The following is a 17,513-nucleotide window of genomic DNA, read 5'->3' on the forward strand; positions in this document are numbered from 1 at the left end:
CCTCAGATCCGGTTGTGCATGTAGAGATGACCCTGGCGCGCCAGTTGGCTGATCACTCCCAGGGCCTTGACCAGATGCTCGCGCGACAGGGCCGCGGAGATATTGATGCGCACGGCTTGCGGCGACAGTTCCGGACGCAGGGTGAAGGCTCCACCGGCCAGTAGCACGACACCGCGGTCCTGGCACAGCCGGGCGAAACGCGAGCCGGTCCAGGGTTCCGGCAGCACTAGCCAGGCATGGGTGCCGGTAGCGCTGTGCTGGAATTCCAGGCCTTCAAGATGAGTCGCCAACAGTGCCTGGCGGATCCGCAATTCTTCGCGCTGCTCCGAGACCAGCTGTTCGGCGTGGCCATCCTCGATCAATTGGGTCGCGATCAGTGCCGTCAGTGGCGAGGTGCTCCAGCAATCGATGCGTTGCATGGCGGCAATGTCTTGCACCAACGGCTGGGGCGCCATGACAAAACCCATGCGCAGCCCGGGGGCGATGCATTTGGAGAGGGCTGAAATATAAATCGTCCGCTCAGGCATCAGTGAGGCGAAGGAGGGCGGCGATTGATCCAGCAGGGGCCGATAGACATCGTCCTCGATCACCAGCAGGTTGGTTTCGCGAATCACCGCGGCCAGTGCCTCGCGGCGCTCGGCATCCAGGGTAATGGCGGTCGGGTTATGGATCGAAGGCACCAGAAACAGCAGTCGTGGCTGATGTTCGGCGCAAGCCAGGCGCAAGGCTTCGGGTGACATGCCGCGCGCGTCGGCGTCGACGCCGACCAGAATCAGGCCCAGCGAGCGGCACAAGGCGTTGATGCCTTGGTAGGTCACGCTGTCGGCCAGCACGGTGTCACCGCTGTTGGTCAGGCTGCGCAGGGTATTGGCGATGCCATGTTGAGCGCCCTCGACTATCAGCATCTGCCCGGCCTCGGCGTGTACGCCGGTGTGGCGTAGCCACTGCGCGGCGGCTTCACGGGCCCAGAGCGGGCCTTCGGACGGGTGATAGTCCTTCATGTCGCTAAAGCGTGGATCGCTGGAGAGACGCGGTAGTAACTGCGCCAGTACCCGATTGAAGCCATCGGTGGCCGGCCGGTTGACGCTGAGGTCCACGGTGCCCGGGTCGTTGCTCGGCGCCGACTGGAACTGTGCGGCCGGATGCCGCGGCAGGGCGACTTGGGTGCCACGCCCCGGCCGGCTTTCGACCAGGCCTTTCTGCTGCAGCACGGCCATGGCCTTGGTCACCGTGGTGATGTTCAGCCCCAGTGCGCTGGCGAACTCGCGATGCGGCGGCAGGCGCTCGCCCGGCTTGAGCTTGCCGTGGCGGATCGCTTCAGCCAGTGAGTCGGCCAATTGGGCGTAAAGGGTTTCCGCTTTGTCACGCTGCAAGGCCGCGCTGGCCTTGAGTTCGTCCAGCAGTTGTTCGAATTGACTCATGGTGCTTTATCCCTGCTTGTCATGCTTGTAGCAAGACAATAAGCAAATTTGTATTGCTTTTTATCCGATACAAGTCCTGTTGACAAGCGAAAAAACCGTGATTAGTGTGTGAGTTGTAATGCTTGTCATGCATCACAATAAGAGAAAATGGCTGTCACTCCCAACGCAGTGGGGTATGCACATGGTGATCGACATGTTCCAGCCGGGCTCGTCCCGACAACCACCGGCCGTTCAGCTCGTTGCTGGGCGGCACAGAGTATGCAGGAGCCACGGCGGCGGCGCGACCGAGCTGCGAAATGTGGCGGTTGGCGTGGTTGCCCTAAGCTGTGGTGAGCGTGATTACGGGTGTTTTGGGTGATGCAACCCAGGACGATCGAACCATGGATGGCGTTTGAATTGTACGGCTTGTAATGGTCCAGAATAATCATTAACCAATAGGTGATCTATGTCCGACTTCAAATTCGACACCCTGGGACTCTCTCGGCGCGGGCTGCTCAAAGCCGCCGGCTACGGTTCACTGGCGGCCTTGGTGGGCAGTGCGATGACCCCGATGTCCTTCGCCTTCGCCGCTGGGAAACCGATCAAGACCGTACGTCCCGGCTACCTGACGGCCGCGTGTCTCGGCGACATGCCCTTGGGCGCGTTGCGCGAAGGCGTTCCGGTCGGCACCGACCTGGAGTTGCTGAAGATCATTGCCGATCGCCTCGAACTCAAGCTCGATGTACTGACCATGGGCTTCCCGGCGGTGGTCGAAGCCGTCAGGTCGGGACGTGCCGACTGGTTCGGTGGCAATTTCGCCTGGAACCCGATGCGCTCGAAGATCCTGCTGTTGACCGACCCGGTGTTCTACACCGGTGCCTACGTGATCATGCGCGACAGCGAGCCGTTCGAGACGTCTATCACCGTGAACGATGTCAAAGGCCGCACCATCGGTGCCATCACCGGTTATTTCACCATCCCCGACATGAAGAAAATCGACGGTGTGAAAGAGGTCAAGCTCTATGACAACACCGACTCCTGCCTGCGTGACGTGCGGGCCGGGCGCCTGGATTTTGCCGTGCTGGACGCTCCGACCATCGACTACATGATCCTTCAGGACCCCAGCCTCAAGCTCAAACAGATCCCCATGTCCTACGATGAAAAATTCCCCAGCCTGACCGCCAAGTTCGAGGCGATCTGGGGCGTTCATCCGCAGAACCAGGACTTGTTCGATGGCGTGAACCAGGGCCTGCGCTGGCTCAAGAGTACCGATCAGATCAAGCCGGTCCTTGCCAAGTACGGGATCAAGAACCCCGACTACCTTGCGCCTCCCGCCAAGGATCCGCGCATCGGTGTCGACCGGGACGAGAAGGGCAACCTTATCGGGCCGTTCGAGCACCCGCCGCGGGATTTCAGCCAGTCCTTCGCCTGAATCGACGTCACGATCACGCTTGGCCTCATCCACTCACGGACATTACACATGGCTGAATCAACCCCACTGGTGCGGATCGAGGGACTCTACAAGTCCTTCGGTAGCCTGGACGTTCTCAAAGGTATCGACCTCGATGTACAGCAGGGTCAGAAGATTTCGCTTATCGGGCCCAGCGGGTCGGGCAAGACCACCCTGCTGCGCTGCGTCAACTACCTCGAAGAACCGACCCGAGGTGATATTTACATCGATAACGAACTGATCGGCCAGCGTCTGGTGGGCACACGGAAAGTGCCTATGAGCGATAAGGAGCTGGCGCGCATGCGCACCGAGATCGGCATGGTGTTCCAGCGCTTCAACCTGTTTCCGCACCTCTCGGTCCTGGAAAACATCATCCTCGGGCCGCTCAAGGTGCAACAGCGCAGTCGCGCGGAAGCGGTGGAGCTGGCCGAAGACCTGCTGAACAAGGTGGGCATGTTCGCCAAGCGTGATGTCTATCCGGAACAGCTCTCGGGCGGGCAACAGCAGCGCATTGCAATCGCCCGGGCGCTGGCGATGCGGCCCAAGTTGATGCTGTTCGACGAGGCGACCTCGGCGCTGGACCCGGAACTGGTGGGTGAAGTACTGACCGTCATGCGCAAGCTGGCGGAAGAGGGCATGACGATGATCATCGTCACCCACGAAATGCATTTCGCCGAAAGTGTCTCCGATCAGGTGATCTTCATGGCCGACGGTAACATTGTCGAGCAGGGGCCGCCCCGGCAGATTTTTCGCGAGAGCCAGGTCGAACGCACCCGTTCCTTTATCCGTGCCGTGCAGGAGCATTGATCGATGCTCGATTCGACTGCACTGCACAAAGCCATCGAGATGCTGCCGTACTTTTTGAAGGTGCTGGGCATCGGCGCGCTGACCACCGTCGGCTTGACCGCCGCGGCGTTCGTCGTGGCAACGTTGCTGGGCTTTTGCCTGGCATTGATGCGGCTCTCGCGCAGCCGGGTCTTGAGTTTGCTGGCGAGCCTGTACCTGGAGGTGTTTCGCAACATACCGATCCTGACCCAGCTGTTCATCCTCTACTTCGGGCTGACGTACATCGGCATCACGCTGCCGGCGATCGGGGCGGCGATCATCGGTTTTGGCCTGAACGGTGCGGCGATCCTGTCGGAAGTGTTCCGTTCAAGCATCCGCACGATCGACCGTGGGCAAAGCGAAGCAGCGTTTTCCATCGGCATGACCCGCGCACTGGCGATGCGCATCATCGTATTGCCCCAGGCATTCAAGGTCGCCATTCCGGGGATGGCCAACTTCGCCATCGGCCTGCTCAAGGACACGTCCCTGGCATCGGCGGCGGCGGTGCCGGAGCTGACGTTCAAGGCGCGGATGCTGGTCAGTGAAACCTACCAGACCAATCAGATCTACTTTCTGCTGGCGATCATCTACCTGGTGTTGAGCCTGGTACTTTCCCACTGGGCGGCGAGAACCGAACGGCGACTCAAAGTCGTGAAGGAGAATTGATATGGGTTATGGCGAGTTGTGGGAAGCAACCCATGTCGAGTTGTTGGCTGCGGCCTGGGCCACGCTGCAGTTGGCGTTTGGCGCGCTGGTCATCGGTTTGATCGTCGGCCTGCTGGTGGCGCTGGCGAGACTCTCGAGCAATCGGCCATTGCGCCGTGCGGCGCTGATCTACATCGAGGTGTTTCGCGGCACCCCGGCGCTGGTGCAACTGTTCATCGTCTACTTCAGCCTGACCGAAGTCGGCGTTCAATTCAGCTCTTTCCAGGCGGCCATGATCGGCTTGGGGCTGAATGCGGCGGCTTATCTGTCGGAGATTTACCGTTCGGGCCTGGAGGCGGTGCCCAAGGGGCAGGTGGAAGCGGCGAAGGCGATTGGCATGCCTCATCTCAAGGTATTGCGCTGGGTCGTGTTGCCCCAGGCCATTCGTATCGTGCTGGCGCCCATCGGCAACGTGGCGATCTCGTTGTTGAAGGACACGTCCGTGGCATCGCTGATCGCGGCGCCGGACTTGATGCTGCGGGCCCAGGACTTGAGTAGCGTGTACTTCATGCCGCTGGAGATCTACATCCTCGTGGGCGCGATTTATTTTGCCCTGTGTTACCCGCTATCGCTGGGGGTGCGCTTACTGGAGCGCAAGTCGCGGCATTGAGCCAATGGCTTGTCCGGCTTTTATCCGGACAAGCCGCGCTGGATGCGGATACACCCCGCGCAATGGTCAATTTGACGCAAACGGCAGTCGCTCCGCGAACCAGGCCACCGCTTGGAGCTTGAACACTTCGGCCGGTGGCGTTAAAGGGTAGCGCTGATCATAGGCCAGGACGATGCGCTGGGCCGGCAATTCTTCCCGTATCGGGCGACAGACCAGGGGCTGGCCGTCGTAGCTACGGTCGCCGTAGGGGCGGGTGTAGGTCAGCGCCACGCCGAACCCGTTGGCCACCAGGCTGCGTTGGAATTCGAAGCTGTGGGTCCGTTGGACGCTTGCGGGGGAGAGCCCATGGAAGCTGAACAGATCCAGCACATGCTGCCAGCTATGGATCTGATCCGTCACCACCAGGTTGCATTCGCTCAGCGCCGCCAGACTCACCCGGGACTGGTTTGCCAGCGGGTGGTCGGCCGGCAACAGGGCATGGGCGGTCAACTGGCACAGCTCCACGCATTCCATGTGGGCCGGCAACCCGAGATCGTATGTCAGCGCCAACTCCAGGGCGCCTTCGGCAAGGCGCTTGCCCAGGTATTCGAAGCTGCCTTCGCGCATATCGACAGTGACCTGGGGGTAGTCGCGCTGGAGGTGCCGCAGGATCTGCGGCAGGCAGTACGGAGCCAGGTCCGCGTAACAGCCCAGCACCAGTTCCCCGGCAAAATCACTGCTATTGCTGCCGATATCCGCAAAGCTCCGCGCTTCGGCCAGGACGCGTTTTGCCTGGGCCATCACCGTGCGGCCGAAGGGGGTGAGGGACACGCCGAGCCCACGCTGGCGAACAAACAGCGGCTGGCCGAATAGCACCTCGAGTTCGGTAATGGCCGTGGAAATCGAGGGCTGGGAAACGTGCAGCTCTTCGGCCGCCAGCGTGAGATTGCCGTGCTTGGCCGCGGCGAGCGCGTAGCGGAGTTGTCGCAGGGTGAACTTCATAAGTTTTTCTTGGGAGATAAATCAATACTTATTATTTTATCATTGTTGTGTGCCGTGAAATATTTGTCCAGCGCCCACATTTATTTCCTCCTTCAAGGAGTTTCAGGTCATGGCACACAGCGCATTCACCCTTGACGAAAAAGATATCGAAGCGTTCCAGCGCGATGGCGCGGTTTGCCTGCGCGGTATTTTCACTGATTGGATCGAGACGATTGCCACCGGTATCGAACGCAACCTGGCGGAGCCTGGCGTTTACGCCAGCCACTACGTGGAGAAGGACGACAAACCGGGTGGTTTTTTTGATGACTATTGCAATTGGCAGCGGATTCCAGAGTTTCGCGCAACGGTGGAGCAGTCTCCTGCCGCCGCTATTGCCGCGGCCGTCATGCGTTCGCGTTCGGCGCAGTTCTTCCATGACCATGTGCTGGTCAAGGAGCCGGGGGCGCAGAAAGCCACGCCCTGGCATCAAGACATCCCCTATTACTTTGTCGAAGGACAGCAGAGCGTCAGTTTCTGGATCCCGGTGGACCCGGTGCGCGAGTCGACTCTGCGCCTGCTGGCCGGCTCGCACCGCTGGGAAAAAGGCATAAAACCCGTCCACTGGGCCGATCAAAGCGATTTTTACCGGGATGCGGATGGATACCGCGAGGCGCCCGATCCAGATAAGGAAGAGGGCCTGCAGGTTCTCGAGTGGGAGATGCAGCCCGGCGATGCGGTGCTGTTCGATTTTCGCACCGTGCATGGCGCCAGGGGCAATGCCTCGGCGCAGCGTCGACGGGTGCTGTCGCTGCGTTGGCTGGGCGACGATATCCGTTATTTCGAGCGTCCAGGACGGACCTCTCCACCGTATCCAGGGCATGCGATGCAGACCGGTCAGAGACTGCGCGAAGATTGGTTCCCGACGATACATCAAGGCGTTTGAGCTTCACGTTGAAAACCGATGTTCGCCACTGCGATGGCGAACACTTGCACTGCCATAACCCTGTTCTCTGTGTTGGAGCGTGCGATTGTGAAAATCAAAAAAAACCTTACCGCCACACTGATTTCCCTCGGCCTGTTGGCCGGTAGTGCTGCAAGCCAGGCCGCCAGTTGGTGCGAGTCGGGTAAACCGGTGAAATTCGCCGGGCTCAATTGGGAGAGCGGCATGTTGCTCACCGAGGTGTTGCAGATCGTGCTCAAGGACGGCTACGGCTGTGCAATCGACACCTTGCCGGGCAACTCCATCACCATGGAGAGCGCCTTGGGCAGCAACGACATCCAAGTGTTGTCTGAAGAGTGGGTCGGTCGCAGCGAAGTCTGGAACAAGGCGGCAGCGGCCGGCAGGGTCGTCGGTGTCGGCGCACCGATCGTTGGCGCCACCGAAGGCTGGTACGTGCCACGTTATGTGGTCGAAGGCGACGCCAGGCGCAACCTCAAGTCCAAGGCGCCCGGGCTGAAGAACATCGCCGACCTGGGTCAATACGCTGTGTTGTTCAAGGACCCGGAAGAGCCAAGCAAAGGCCGCTTCTACAACTGCCCGGCCGGCTGGACCTGTGAGCTGGAAAACAGCGAGATGCTGAAAAGCTACGGTCTGGAAGCGAGCTACACGAATTTCCGCCCGGGTACCGGCCCGGCGCTGGATGCCGCCGTGCTGTCGAGCTACAAGCGCGGCGAGCCGATCCTCTTCTACTACTGGTCGCCAACGCCGTTGATGGGGCAGGTCGACCTGGTCAAGCTGGAGGAGAAGTCGGGTGTCGACAAAAAGATCAGCATCCAGGTGGGGCTGTCCAAGGCTTTCCATGACCAGGCACCAGAACTGGTCGCGGTGCTGGAAAAGGTCAATCTGCCGATCGACCTGCTGAACCTGAACCTGGCCCGGATGACCAAGGAGCATATCGATTCTCCCAAGTTGGCGAAGATCTTCTTCAAGGAACACCCTGAGATTTGGCAGGCTTGGGTCAGCGCTGACGCTGCCAAGAAAATCAACGCGGCTCTGTAGGTCGACGATCTCCCGGCTAACCGCAAGGCTGGCCGGGAAGCTTGCCACAACCACTTGATCGAGGGTTCCAATGTTTCCCGAGCGTTTCACATTTTCCATCGCCGACTGGGTCAACCTTTGGGTCGATGCACTGGTGACCAACTACGGCGATGTGTTCCGCCAGATCTCCGACACCCTGTTGTGGGCCATCGTCAATCTCGAGGGCCTGCTGCGCCTGGCGCCCTGGTGGCTGATGCTGGCCATTGTCGGCGGTATCGCCTGGCACGCCACCCGCAAGCTGGTCACCACCACCGTTATCGTCGGCCTGCTGTTTCTGGTGGGGGCCGTCGGCCTGTGGGACAAGCTGATGCAGACCCTGGCCCTGATGCTGGTGGCCACCCTGATCTCGGTGCTGATCGGAATTCCCCTGGGAATTCTCTCGGCGCGCAGCAACCGCCTGCGTTCGGTGCTGATGCCGCTGTTGGACATCATGCAGACCATGCCCAGCTTCGTGTACCTGATCCCGGTGCTGATGCTGTTCGGCCTGGGCAAGGTCCCGGCGATTTTCGCCACGGTGATCTACGCCGCGCCGCCGCTGATCCGCCTGACCGACCTGGGCATCCGCCAGGTCGACGGCGAAGTCATGGAAGCGATCAACGCCTTTGGCGCCAACCGCTGGCAGCAGCTGTTCGGCGTGCAACTGCCGTTGGCCCTGCCGAGCATCATGGCCGGGATCAACCAGACCACCATGATGGCCTTGTCGATGGTGGTGATCGCCTCGATGATCGGCGCCCGTGGCTTGGGTGAGGATGTGCTGGTCGGGATTCAAACCCTCAATGTCGGACGCGGCCTGGAAGCGGGCCTGGCGATCGTGATTCTCGCGGTGGTGATCGACCGCATTACCCAGGCCTATGGTCGGCCACGGCATGAGGTGAGCAAATGAGCATGGCATCGATGAACAAGATCGAAGTGAAAAACGTCTGCAAGATCTACGGTGCCCGCGCTGAAGATGCGTTGAACATGATCCGCCGGAAGAAGACCAAGGATCAGGTCCTGGCCGAAACCGGCTGCGTGGTCGGGGTCAATGACCTGTCGCTGTCCATTGGCAGTGGCGAGATTTTTGTGATCATGGGACTGTCCGGTTCGGGGAAGTCGACCCTGGTGCGTCACTTCAACCGCCTGATCGACCCGACCTCCGGCGCGATCCTGGTCAATGGCGAAGACATCATGCAATACAACATGGACGCCTTGCGCCAATTCCGTCGGCACAAGATCAGCATGGTGTTCCAGAGCTTCGGCCTGCTGCCGCACCACACCGTGCTGGATAACGTCGCCTACGGCCTGAAAGTCCGTGGCGAGAGCACGGCAATGTGCTCCGAGCGTGCGCTGCACTGGATCGCTGCCGTGGGGCTCAAGGGCTACGAAAACAAATACCCGCATCAACTGTCTGGCGGCATGCGTCAGCGGGTCGGTCTGGCTCGGGCCCTGGCCGCCGACACGGATATCATCCTGATGGATGAAGCTTTCAGCGCCCTCGATCCGCTGATCCGCGCCGAGATGCAGGACCAGTTGCTGGAGCTGCAAGAAAGCCTGCAAAAAACCATTGTTTTCATCACCCATGACCTCGACGAGGCCGTGCGCATCGGCAATCACATCGCTATCCTGAAGGATGGCCGGTTGATCCAGGTGGGTACCCCGAAGGAAATTCTCTACTCGCCTGCCGACGAATATGTCGATCGTTTCGTCCAGCGGCGTGTGGTCACTTTATAAAATGATCGACGACTCAGCGCTTATAACCTGGCAGGGCAAAGGAGCGGCCTAGCCCGTCGGTATGACTCGCGGCGGTGCCCGGCATCGTCCCCCTGCAAGCAAGACTATAGCGGCGTCAGCACATTCATCACCGTATCCAGTGCCACGCGCGTATCGTCCAGTTGCACCAGCGACGCATGCCGGGCGCCGAGGGCGTCACGGTTCTTGATCGCGGTGAGGATCGCCTTGTGCCGGGGCAGGCTGAGGCGCTGGATATCGGGGCGGCGGTTGGTGATGCTGATGGATTCGCGCAGCGGCAACGACAGCATGTTGCACATATAGGCGAGCAAATCATTGCGCGTGGCGTCGGCAATGGCCCGGTGGAAGTCCAGGTCGGCCTGCAGCAGCGCTTCGTGGGTCTGCGCCGTCTCCATGCCCCGGTAGGCATTTTCGATGGTGGTGATGTCTTCGTCGGTCGCGGTGGACGCGGCCATGGCGGCAATTTCCGGTTCGAGAATGCGGCGTACACCCGCCAGGGTGTTGAAAAACTCGCTATGGGGCGTGGACTGCATCAGCCAGGACAGCACGTCGGGGTCGAGCAAGTGCCATTTCACGCGAGGCCGTACCACCGCCCCCACCCGTGGCTTGGAATACACCAGGCCCTTGGCGCTGAGTACGCGGGTCGCCTCACGCAACACCGAGCGGCTGACTTTGTACTCTTCGCAGAGCGTGGCTTCCATGGGCAGTCTTTCTTCCGGCTTGAAGCGTCCGGAAACGATGTGCATGCCCAAATCCTGAACGATTTGGGCATGCATGCTCTTACGCGGCTTGGGCGACTGCTGATCCATAACGAGGAGGTTGCTCTGGCTAAATACCGTGCATCATACCATTGCAATTAGTGGGAATGACGCGGGACTTCCGCCCCACGGCAACCCACCAGGAAATCGAAGTCGCAACCCTGGTCCGCCTGCAGCACATGATCGATATACAGCTGGCGATAGCCGCCGACGAGCAACGGCTGTGGCGGCTTCAGGTCCGCCATGCGCGCGGCCAGCTCGGCGTCCGGGATGTCCAGGTGCAGGCGGCCGTTGGCGCAGTCGAGCTCGATCCAGTCGCCTTCGCGTACCGTGGCCAAGGGCCCGCCGGCCGCGGCTTCCGGTGCCACGTGCAAGACCACCGTGCCATAGGCCGTGCCGCTCATGCGCGCATCGGAAATCCGCACCATGTCGGTCACCCCTTGGGCCAGCAGCTTGGCCGGCAAGCCCATGTTGCCGACTTCCGCCATGCCCGGATAACCCTTGGGCCCGCAGTTCTTCATCACCAGGATCGAATGGGCATCGACGTCCAGTTCCGGGTCGTTGATCCGCGCCTTGTACATGTCGAAGTTCTCGAACACCACCGCGCGGCCACGATGCTGCATCAGTTCCGGGCTGGCCGCCGAAGGCTTGAGCACCGCCCCCAGTGGCGCCAGGTTGCCGCGCAGTACGCAGATGCCGCCGTCTGCGCGGATCGGGTTGGCGAGGGTACGGATCACTTCGTCCTGGCCGTAGATCGGCGCGTCTTTGGTGTTGTCGCCAAGGGACCTGCCGTTGACGGTCAGGGCGTTGGGGTGCGGGATCAGGTTGGCTTCACCGAGGCGGCGCAGCACCGCCGGCAGGCCTCCGGCATAGTAGAACTCCTCCATCAGGAAACGCCCCGACGGTTGCAGGTCGACGATGGTCGGTATGCCGCGACCCATGCGGGTCCAGTCGTCCAGGTCGAGCTCGACGCCGATGCGTCCGGCGATGGCTTTCAAGTGAATCACGGCGTTGGTCGAGCCGCCGATGGCTGCATTCACGCGGATCGCGTTTTCAAAGGCTTCCCTGGTGAGGATTTTCGACAGCTTCAAGTCCTCGCGCACCATCTCCACCGCGCGCATGCCGGACATATGTGCCAGCACATAACGGCGCGCATCCACCGCCGGAATCGCCGCGTTGTGGGGCAGGGAAGTGCCCAGTGCTTCAGCCATGCAGGCCATGGTCGACGCGGTGCCCATGGTGTTGCAGGTGCCCGCCGAACGCGACATGCCGCCTTCGGCCGCGAGGAAGTCATCCAGGGTAATGGTGCCGGCCTTGACCTGTTCGCTGAGCTGCCAGACCACGGTGCCCGAGCCGATGTCCTGGCCCTTGTGCTTGCCGTTCAGCATCGGCCCGCCGGTGACCACGATGGCGGGGACGTCGCAACTGGCCGCGCCCATCAGCAGCGCCGGAGTGGTCTTGTCACAGCCGGTCAGCAGCACCACGCCGTCGATTGGGTTGCCGCGAATGGCTTCCTCCACATCCATGCTCGCCAGGTTGCGGGTGAGCATGGCGGTGGGGCGCAGGTTCGATTCGCCGTTGGAGAACACCGGGAACTCCACGGGAAAGCCGCCGGCCTCGATCACCCCACGTTTGACGTGCTCGGCAATCTGACGGAAATGCGCGTTGCAAGGGGTCAGTTCCGACCAGGTGTTGCAGATCCCGATGATCGGCTTGCCGTGGAACTGATGGTCGGCAATGCCCTGATTCTTCATCCAACTGCGGTACATGAAGCCGTTTTTATCGGCGGTACCAAACCACTGGGCGGAGCGTAGGGCGGGCTTTTTATCAGACATGACGACTTCTCTTATTGTATGACTATATGTTCTTTATGTAGTTAACCATAGGCGCAAAATCTTCTGTTTGGAAGCATTGTTTAGTAAATAGTACTACTATATAGTCGTTTTCAGATGAGGTGCGACCCTGGCGGATTTCCGCGAGAGGCGTCCCCCGAGCTTCTATAAAAATAACAATCGGAGATCGATCCATGAGCCAGGAACCGCGGCTTATACGTCGTATCACGCTGAAACTGATCCCCTTCCTGATCCTGCTGTACCTGATCGCCTATGTGGATCGCTCGGCCGTGGGTTTCGCCAAGTTGCACATGGGCGCCGACGTTGGCATCGGTGACGCGGCGTATGGCCTGGGGGCTGGTCTGTTCTTTATTGGCTACTTTCTGTTTGAAATTCCGAGCAACCTGATGCTTGACCGCTTCGGCGCACGGCGCTGGTTCGCGCGGATCATGGTGACCTGGGGCGCCATCACCCTCGGCACGGCGTTTGTCCAAGGGCCGTACAGTTTCCATCTGATGCGCTTTTTGCTCGGCGCGGCGGAAGCCGGGTTTTTCCCGGGGGTGCTCTACTACATCACCCAATGGTTCCCGGTACGCCATCGCGGCAAGATCCTCGGGCTGTTTATCCTGTCCCAACCCATCGCGATGATGATCACCGGCCCTGTCTCAGGCGGCCTGTTGGGGATGGACGGCCTTCTTGGCCTGCACGGCTGGCAGTGGCTGTTCATCGTCATCGGCACACCGGCGCTTCTGCTGACCTGGCCGGTGTTGCGCTATCTGCCGGACGGCCCGAAGCAGGTCAAATGGATGAGCGAGGACGAAAAAACCTGGTTGGCCGGTGAGCTGAACAAGGACTTGCAGGCCTATGGCCAGACCCGCCACGGCAACCCGCTGCACGCCCTGAAAGACCACCGCCTGTTGCTGCTGGCGTTGTTTTACCTGCCGGTGACGCTGAGCATTTACGGCCTGGGCCTGTGGCTGCCGACCTTGATCAAGCAGTTTGGCGGCAGTGACCTGACCACTGGTTTCGTTTCAGCGGTGCCCTATATCTTCGGCATCATCGGGCTGTTGATCATTCCCCGCAGTTCCGATCGCTTGAATGATCGTTACGGTCACCTGGCGGTGCTTTACGTGTTGGGTGCGGCCGGCCTGTTCCTCAGCGCCTGGCTGAATGTGCCGGTGCTGCAACTGGCGGCGCTGTGCCTGGTGGCGTTCGCGCTGTTTTCCTGCACGGCGGTGTTCTGGACGCTACCGGGGCGGTTTTTCGCCGGTGCCAGCGCGGCGGCGGGCATTGCGTTGATCAACTCGGTGGGCAACCTGGGCGGCTATATCGGCCCATTCGTGATCGGTGCGCTCAAGGAGTACACCGGCAACCTGGCCTCCGGGTTGTATTTCCTTTCCGGGGTGATGGTGTTCGGGCTGCTGCTGACCGGCGTGGTCTACCGCGCGCTGGAGCGCAAGCACCTGCTGCCGGCCGACTCTTTCGCTGCCAGCGCCCGCAGCGCCACGCGTACTTAATCGACTATCAGGAGAAGACACATGCGTTTGGTTCAGTTCGAATTGCGTAACGGTGAGCGTCGGGTAGGCGTGGTTGAAGGCAGCACCTTGCGCGAAGTACGAAGCGCGCACAGCGTGCGCGAGCTGGCGCTGGCCGCCATCGAGGCGGGCGTCAATTTGCAGCAGCAGGTGCAAAGCCTCGGCTTGGGTGACAGCCATGACTACGCCGCGCTGTTGGCTGACCTGAAAGTCCTGCCTCCGTTGGATCACCCGGACCCGGCCCATATGTTGGTCAGTGGCACCGGATTGACTCACCTGGGCAGTGCCTCGGCGCGGGACAAGATGCATCAGCAGGCCGGTGATGACAGTGCGATGACCGACACCATGCGCATTTTCAAATGGGGCGTGGAGGGCGGTAAGCCGGCGTCCGGACAGGCGGGCGTACAACCGGAATGGTTCTACAAGGGCGATGGCAGCATCGTGGTGCGTCCCGGCCAGTCGTTCCCGGTGCCGCCGTTTGCCGAAGACGCCGGCGAGGAGCCGGAGATCAGCGGCCTGTATGTCATCGGCCCTGATCGCAAGCCTTATCGCCTGGGGTTTGCGGTGGGCAACGAATTCTCCGATCACGTAATGGAGCGCAAGAATTACCTGTACCTGGCCCACTCCAAGTTGCGCAGTTGCAGCTATGGTCCGGAGCTGCGGGTGGGGGAGTTGCCCCGGCACCTGGCCGGCACCAGCCGTATCCTGCGCAACGGTGTGGTGATCTGGGAAAACGAATTCCTCAGTGGCGAGGCCAACATGTGCCATAGCCTGGAAAACCTCGAATACCACCATTTCAAGTACAGCCAGTTCCTCACGCCCGGCGATGTGCATATCCACTTCTTCGGCACCGCGACCCTGTCATTCGCCGACGGTATACGTACCCAGCCAGGCGATGTGTTCGAGATCAGCCAGGCCGAATTCGGCGCGCCGTTGATCAATGCTGTCGGCAACGTCGACGCGGTGTTCGAGCCCGGTAACGTCGTCACTCTTTAAGGAAATCACCATGACCCGGTTTTCAGGCCACAACTATATCGGCGGCCAGCGCAGCGCCAACGGCACCGTCAAGTTGCACAGTGTCGATGCCAGCAGCGGTGCGGTCTTGCCCCATGATTTCTACCAGGCAACCGCGCAAGAAGTCGATGCCGCCGCCAAGGCTGCCGCGGCGGCTTACCCGGCTTACCGCGCCTTGAGTGCGCAGCGTCGCGCGAAATTCCTGGAGGCGGTGGCCGACGAGCTGGACGCGCTGGGGGATGATTTCGTCGAGCTGGTCTGCCGCGAAACCGCGTTGCCCGCCGCCCGTATCAAAGGCGAGCGCGGTCGTACCAGCGGGCAGATGCGCCTGTTTGCCACGGTGCTGCGTCGCGGTGATTTCTACGCTGCGCGCATCGACAGTGCATTGCCTGATCGCCAACCTTTGCCGCGTCCGGACCTGCGCCAATATCGCATCGGTCTGGGGCCGGTGGCGGTGTTTGGCGCCAGCAACTTCCCCCTGGCGTTTTCCACGGCGGGCGGTGACACCGCTGCGGCACTGGCGGCGGGATGTCCGGTGGTGTTCAAGGCCCATGGCGGTCATATGGCGACGGCCGAGCAGGTCGCCGATGCAATCATTCGTGCGGCACAGGCCACCGGTATGCCGGAGGGTGTGTTCAATATGATCTTCGGTGACTGGGTCGGTGAAGCGCTGGTCAAGCACCCGGCGATCCAGGCGGTGGGCTTCACCGGCTCGCTCAAGGGCGGACGCGCCTTGTGCGACATGGCGGCGGCACGTCCACAACCGATCCCGGTGTTTGCCGAGATGTCGAGTATCAACCCGGTCATCGTTTTGCCCCAGGCGCTGCATGTGCGAGCGGAAACGGTCGCCCGCGACCTGACCGCTTCGGTGGTGCAGGGCTGCGGTCAGTTCTGTACCAACCCCGGCCTGGTGATGGGTATTGCCTCGCCGGCGTTCACCGCGTTCACCCAGCAGGTCGCGCGGCTGATGGCCGATCAACCGGCGCAAACCATGCTCAATGCCGGCACCTTGAGCAGTTATGGCAAGGGCTTGGAAAAACTGCTGGCTCACCCAGGCATCCAACACTTGGCCGGTAGCGCTCAAGCGGGTAATCAGGCGCAGCCACAGCTTTTCAAGGCCGATGTCCAGTTACTGATCGACGGTGATGAGGTGCTGCAGGAAGAAGTCTTCGGCCCGACCACCGTGTTCGTCGAAGTCGCCGACCAGGCGCAACTCAGCGCTGCCCTGGACGGCCTGCACGGCCAACTCACGGCGACGATCATTGGCGAGGCGGCTGACCTTGAACAGTTCGCCGAGCTGACGCCCTTGCTGGAACAGAAAGTCGGCCGGATCTTGCTCAACGGCTACCCGACCGGTGTCGAGGTCTGCGATTCGATGGTCCACGGCGGTCCATATCCGGCGACGTCCGATGCCCGGGGCACCTCGGTCGGGACCCTGGCCATCGACCGTTTCCTGCGCCCGGTGTGTTTCCAGAATTACCCCGATGACCTGCTGCCCGACGCGTTGAAAAACGCCAACCCGTTGCGCATTCAGCGGCTGGTGGACGGCATGCCATCGCGCGACCCGCTGTAACGCGCGCACCGATTTGCCGGATAAGGTCCGGCTTCACCGCTGTACTACGTACTCTCAAAAAAACAACAAGGAGTCATCGTATGAATAGTCGTCGTGGTATCCGTTCCCTGTGCTGCGCCGCCGTGGCGGTCTCGGCCATGAGCTTGAGCGGGCTGTTGCTGGCCGCTGAAGAAGTGAAGATCGGCTTCCTGGTCAAACAGCCCGAAGAACCCTGGTTCCAGACCGAGTGGGCGTTCGCCGAAAAAGCCGGCAAGGACCTGGGCTTCACGGTGATCAAAATCGCTGTGCCGGATGGCGAGAAAACCCTGTCGGCCATCGACAGCCTGGCCGCCAACGGCGCCAAGGGTTTTGTCATCTGCCCACCGGACGTGTCCCTCGGCCCGGCCATCGTGGCCAAGGCCAAGGCCAACGGTATGAAAGTGATCGCCGTGGATGATCGCTTCGTCGACGCCAAGGGCGGTTTCATGGAGGACGTGCCGTACCTGGGCATGGCCGCGTTCGAAGTGGGACAGAAGCAGGGCGCCGCCATGGCCGCCGAAGCGAAAAAACGCGGCTGGGACTGGAAAGACACCTACGCGGTGATCACCACCTATAACGAACTCGACACCGGTAAGAAGCGCACCGACGGCTCGATGAAATCCCTGGAAGAAGCCGGCATTCCCAAAGACCATGTCCTGACTGCGGCCCTCAAGACCCTGGACGTCCCCGGCAGCATGGACGCCACCAACTCGGCCCTGGTCAAGCTGCCCCGTGGCGCGAAAAACCTGATCATCGGCGGCATGAACGACAACACCGTGCTCGGCGGCGTACGCGCCACTGAAAGTGCCGGGTTTGCCGCGGCCAACGTGATCGGTATCGGCATCAACGGCACCGACGCCATCGGCGAATTGAAGAAAGCCAACAGCGGTTTCTTCGGGTCGATGCTGCCTAGCCCGCACATCGAGGGCTATAAAACCGCGCAAATGATGTACGAGTGGGTCACTGCCGGCAAGGAACCGCCGAAATACACCGCGATGGACGAAGTGACGCTGATCACCCGTGACAACTTCAAGCCGGAACTGGAAAAGATCGGCCTGTGGAAATAA

At 61.1% G+C, this 17,513-nt stretch carries 16 protein-coding genes; 12 read left to right on the forward strand and 4 right to left on the reverse strand.

Annotation, left to right across the window (positions count from 1 at the left end):
- Positions 1-2: 2 nt before the first annotated feature.
- Positions 3-1,421, reverse strand: a complete 1,419-nt coding sequence (locus M5B42_RS22175) for a PLP-dependent aminotransferase family protein (protein ID WP_103497295.1) — start codon at positions 1,419-1,421, stop codon at positions 3-5.
- Between the two features lie 445 nt (positions 1,422-1,866).
- Between M5B42_RS22175 and M5B42_RS22180 the strand changes: the two genes are divergently transcribed.
- From M5B42_RS22180 to M5B42_RS22195, 4 genes are read left to right on the forward strand one after another with little or no spacing between them, the layout of a single operon-like run.
- A complete protein-coding gene (locus M5B42_RS22180; RefSeq protein WP_248747024.1) occupies positions 1,867-2,832 on the forward strand; it encodes a transporter substrate-binding domain-containing protein in 966 nt (321 codons plus the stop codon).
- Positions 2,833-2,880: 48 nt separating this feature from the next.
- A complete protein-coding gene (locus tag M5B42_RS22185; protein ID WP_248747025.1) occupies positions 2,881-3,657 on the forward strand; it encodes an amino acid ABC transporter ATP-binding protein in 777 nt (258 codons plus the stop codon).
- A 3-nt stretch (positions 3,658-3,660) separates the two neighbouring features.
- Positions 3,661-4,341 carry an amino acid ABC transporter permease gene (locus M5B42_RS22190; RefSeq protein WP_103497292.1) on the forward strand — a complete coding sequence of 227 codons (681 nt, stop codon included), beginning with the start codon at positions 3,661-3,663 and terminating at the stop codon, positions 4,339-4,341.
- A gap of 1 nt (position 4,342) precedes the next feature.
- Positions 4,343-4,990 carry an amino acid ABC transporter permease gene (locus tag M5B42_RS22195; protein WP_248747026.1) on the forward strand — a complete coding sequence of 216 codons (648 nt, stop codon included), beginning with the start codon at positions 4,343-4,345 and terminating at the stop codon, positions 4,988-4,990.
- Between the two features lie 66 nt (positions 4,991-5,056).
- Here the strand turns inward: M5B42_RS22195 and M5B42_RS22200 are convergent, their stop codons facing one another.
- The gene (locus M5B42_RS22200; protein ID WP_103497290.1) at positions 5,057-5,971 is read right to left on the reverse strand and encodes a LysR family transcriptional regulator; all 915 of its coding nucleotides are present in this window, start codon (positions 5,969-5,971) and stop codon (positions 5,057-5,059) included.
- 109 nt (positions 5,972-6,080) lie between these two features.
- Here M5B42_RS22200 and M5B42_RS22205 point away from each other — a divergent pair, with 109 nt between their 5' ends.
- From M5B42_RS22205 to M5B42_RS22220, 4 genes are all read left to right on the forward strand, one after another.
- Positions 6,081-6,893, forward strand: a complete 813-nt coding sequence (locus M5B42_RS22205; RefSeq protein ID WP_248747027.1) for a phytanoyl-CoA dioxygenase family protein — start codon at positions 6,081-6,083, stop codon at positions 6,891-6,893.
- 87 nt (positions 6,894-6,980) lie between these two features.
- Positions 6,981-7,949, forward strand: coding sequence for an ABC transporter substrate-binding protein (locus M5B42_RS22210; RefSeq protein ID WP_248747028.1), 969 nt, complete (start codon positions 6,981-6,983; stop codon positions 7,947-7,949).
- A gap of 70 nt (positions 7,950-8,019) precedes the next feature.
- Positions 8,020-8,871 carry a proline/glycine betaine ABC transporter permease gene (locus M5B42_RS22215; protein WP_248747029.1) on the forward strand — a complete coding sequence of 284 codons (852 nt, stop codon included), beginning with the start codon at positions 8,020-8,022 and terminating at the stop codon, positions 8,869-8,871.
- Positions 8,868-9,698: a glycine betaine/L-proline ABC transporter ATP-binding protein gene (locus M5B42_RS22220; protein WP_248747030.1), complete on the forward strand. Its 831-nt coding sequence runs from the start codon at positions 8,868-8,870 to the stop codon at positions 9,696-9,698. The genes M5B42_RS22215 and M5B42_RS22220 overlap by 4 nt, the downstream gene beginning before the upstream one ends.
- 104 nt (positions 9,699-9,802) lie before the next feature.
- Here M5B42_RS22220 and M5B42_RS22225 read toward each other — a convergent pair whose 3' ends face one another.
- Together M5B42_RS22225 and M5B42_RS22230 are read right to left on the reverse strand one after the other, a co-directional pair.
- Complete coding sequence (locus M5B42_RS22225; RefSeq protein ID WP_100943707.1) at positions 9,803-10,525, reverse strand: FadR/GntR family transcriptional regulator; 723 nt, start codon at positions 10,523-10,525, stop codon at positions 9,803-9,805.
- A gap of 47 nt (positions 10,526-10,572) precedes the next feature.
- Positions 10,573-12,309 carry an IlvD/Edd family dehydratase gene (locus M5B42_RS22230; protein WP_103499736.1) on the reverse strand — a complete coding sequence of 579 codons (1,737 nt, stop codon included), beginning with the start codon at positions 12,307-12,309 and terminating at the stop codon, positions 10,573-10,575.
- 191 nt (positions 12,310-12,500) lie between these two features.
- On the opposite strand from M5B42_RS22230, the gene M5B42_RS22235 reads away from it, so the two are divergent.
- From M5B42_RS22235 to M5B42_RS22250, 4 genes are all read left to right on the forward strand, one after another.
- Complete coding sequence (locus M5B42_RS22235; RefSeq protein ID WP_152740330.1) at positions 12,501-13,823, forward strand: MFS transporter; 1,323 nt, start codon at positions 12,501-12,503, stop codon at positions 13,821-13,823.
- Between the two features lie 21 nt (positions 13,824-13,844).
- Positions 13,845-14,837, forward strand: coding sequence for an AraD1 family protein (gene araD1, locus M5B42_RS22240; RefSeq protein ID WP_248747031.1), 993 nt, complete (start codon positions 13,845-13,847; stop codon positions 14,835-14,837).
- Between the two features lie 10 nt (positions 14,838-14,847).
- Positions 14,848-16,428 (forward strand): aldehyde dehydrogenase (NADP(+)), encoded by a 1,581-nt coding sequence (locus M5B42_RS22245; RefSeq protein ID WP_248747032.1) that lies wholly within the window; start codon positions 14,848-14,850, stop codon positions 16,426-16,428.
- An 80-nt stretch (positions 16,429-16,508) separates the two neighbouring features.
- Positions 16,509-17,513 (forward strand): substrate-binding domain-containing protein, encoded by a 1,005-nt coding sequence (locus M5B42_RS22250; RefSeq protein WP_103499732.1) that lies wholly within the window; start codon positions 16,509-16,511, stop codon positions 17,511-17,513.

The organism is Pseudomonas sp. MWU12-2037, assembly GCF_023242345.1.
GTDB lineage: Bacteria > Pseudomonadota > Gammaproteobacteria > Pseudomonadales > Pseudomonadaceae > Aquipseudomonas > Aquipseudomonas gingeri_D.

Coding starts and splice junctions, on each gene's coding strand:
- M5B42_RS22175 (WP_103497295.1), bottom strand. CDS start 1,421: ATGAGTCAATTCGAACAACTGCTGGACGAACTCAAGGCCAGCGCGGCC.
- M5B42_RS22180 (WP_248747024.1), top strand. CDS start 1,867: ATGTCCGACTTCAAATTCGACACCCTGGGACTCTCTCGGCGCGGGCTG.
- M5B42_RS22185 (WP_248747025.1), top strand. CDS start 2,881: ATGGCTGAATCAACCCCACTGGTGCGGATCGAGGGACTCTACAAGTCC.
- M5B42_RS22190 (WP_103497292.1), top strand. CDS start 3,661: ATGCTCGATTCGACTGCACTGCACAAAGCCATCGAGATGCTGCCGTAC.
- M5B42_RS22195 (WP_248747026.1), top strand. CDS start 4,343: ATGGGTTATGGCGAGTTGTGGGAAGCAACCCATGTCGAGTTGTTGGCT.
- M5B42_RS22200 (WP_103497290.1), bottom strand. CDS start 5,971: ATGAAGTTCACCCTGCGACAACTCCGCTACGCGCTCGCCGCGGCCAAG.
- M5B42_RS22205 (WP_248747027.1), top strand. CDS start 6,081: ATGGCACACAGCGCATTCACCCTTGACGAAAAAGATATCGAAGCGTTC.
- M5B42_RS22215 (WP_248747029.1), top strand. CDS start 8,020: ATGTTTCCCGAGCGTTTCACATTTTCCATCGCCGACTGGGTCAACCTT.
- M5B42_RS22220 (WP_248747030.1), top strand. CDS start 8,868: ATGAGCATGGCATCGATGAACAAGATCGAAGTGAAAAACGTCTGCAAG.
- M5B42_RS22225 (WP_100943707.1), bottom strand. CDS start 10,525: ATGGATCAGCAGTCGCCCAAGCCGCGTAAGAGCATGCATGCCCAAATC.
- M5B42_RS22230 (WP_103499736.1), bottom strand. CDS start 12,309: ATGTCTGATAAAAAGCCCGCCCTACGCTCCGCCCAGTGGTTTGGTACC.
- M5B42_RS22235 (WP_152740330.1), top strand. CDS start 12,501: ATGAGCCAGGAACCGCGGCTTATACGTCGTATCACGCTGAAACTGATC.
- araD1 (WP_248747031.1), top strand. CDS start 13,845: ATGCGTTTGGTTCAGTTCGAATTGCGTAACGGTGAGCGTCGGGTAGGC.
- M5B42_RS22245 (WP_248747032.1), top strand. CDS start 14,848: ATGACCCGGTTTTCAGGCCACAACTATATCGGCGGCCAGCGCAGCGCC.
- M5B42_RS22250 (WP_103499732.1), top strand. CDS start 16,509: ATGAATAGTCGTCGTGGTATCCGTTCCCTGTGCTGCGCCGCCGTGGCG.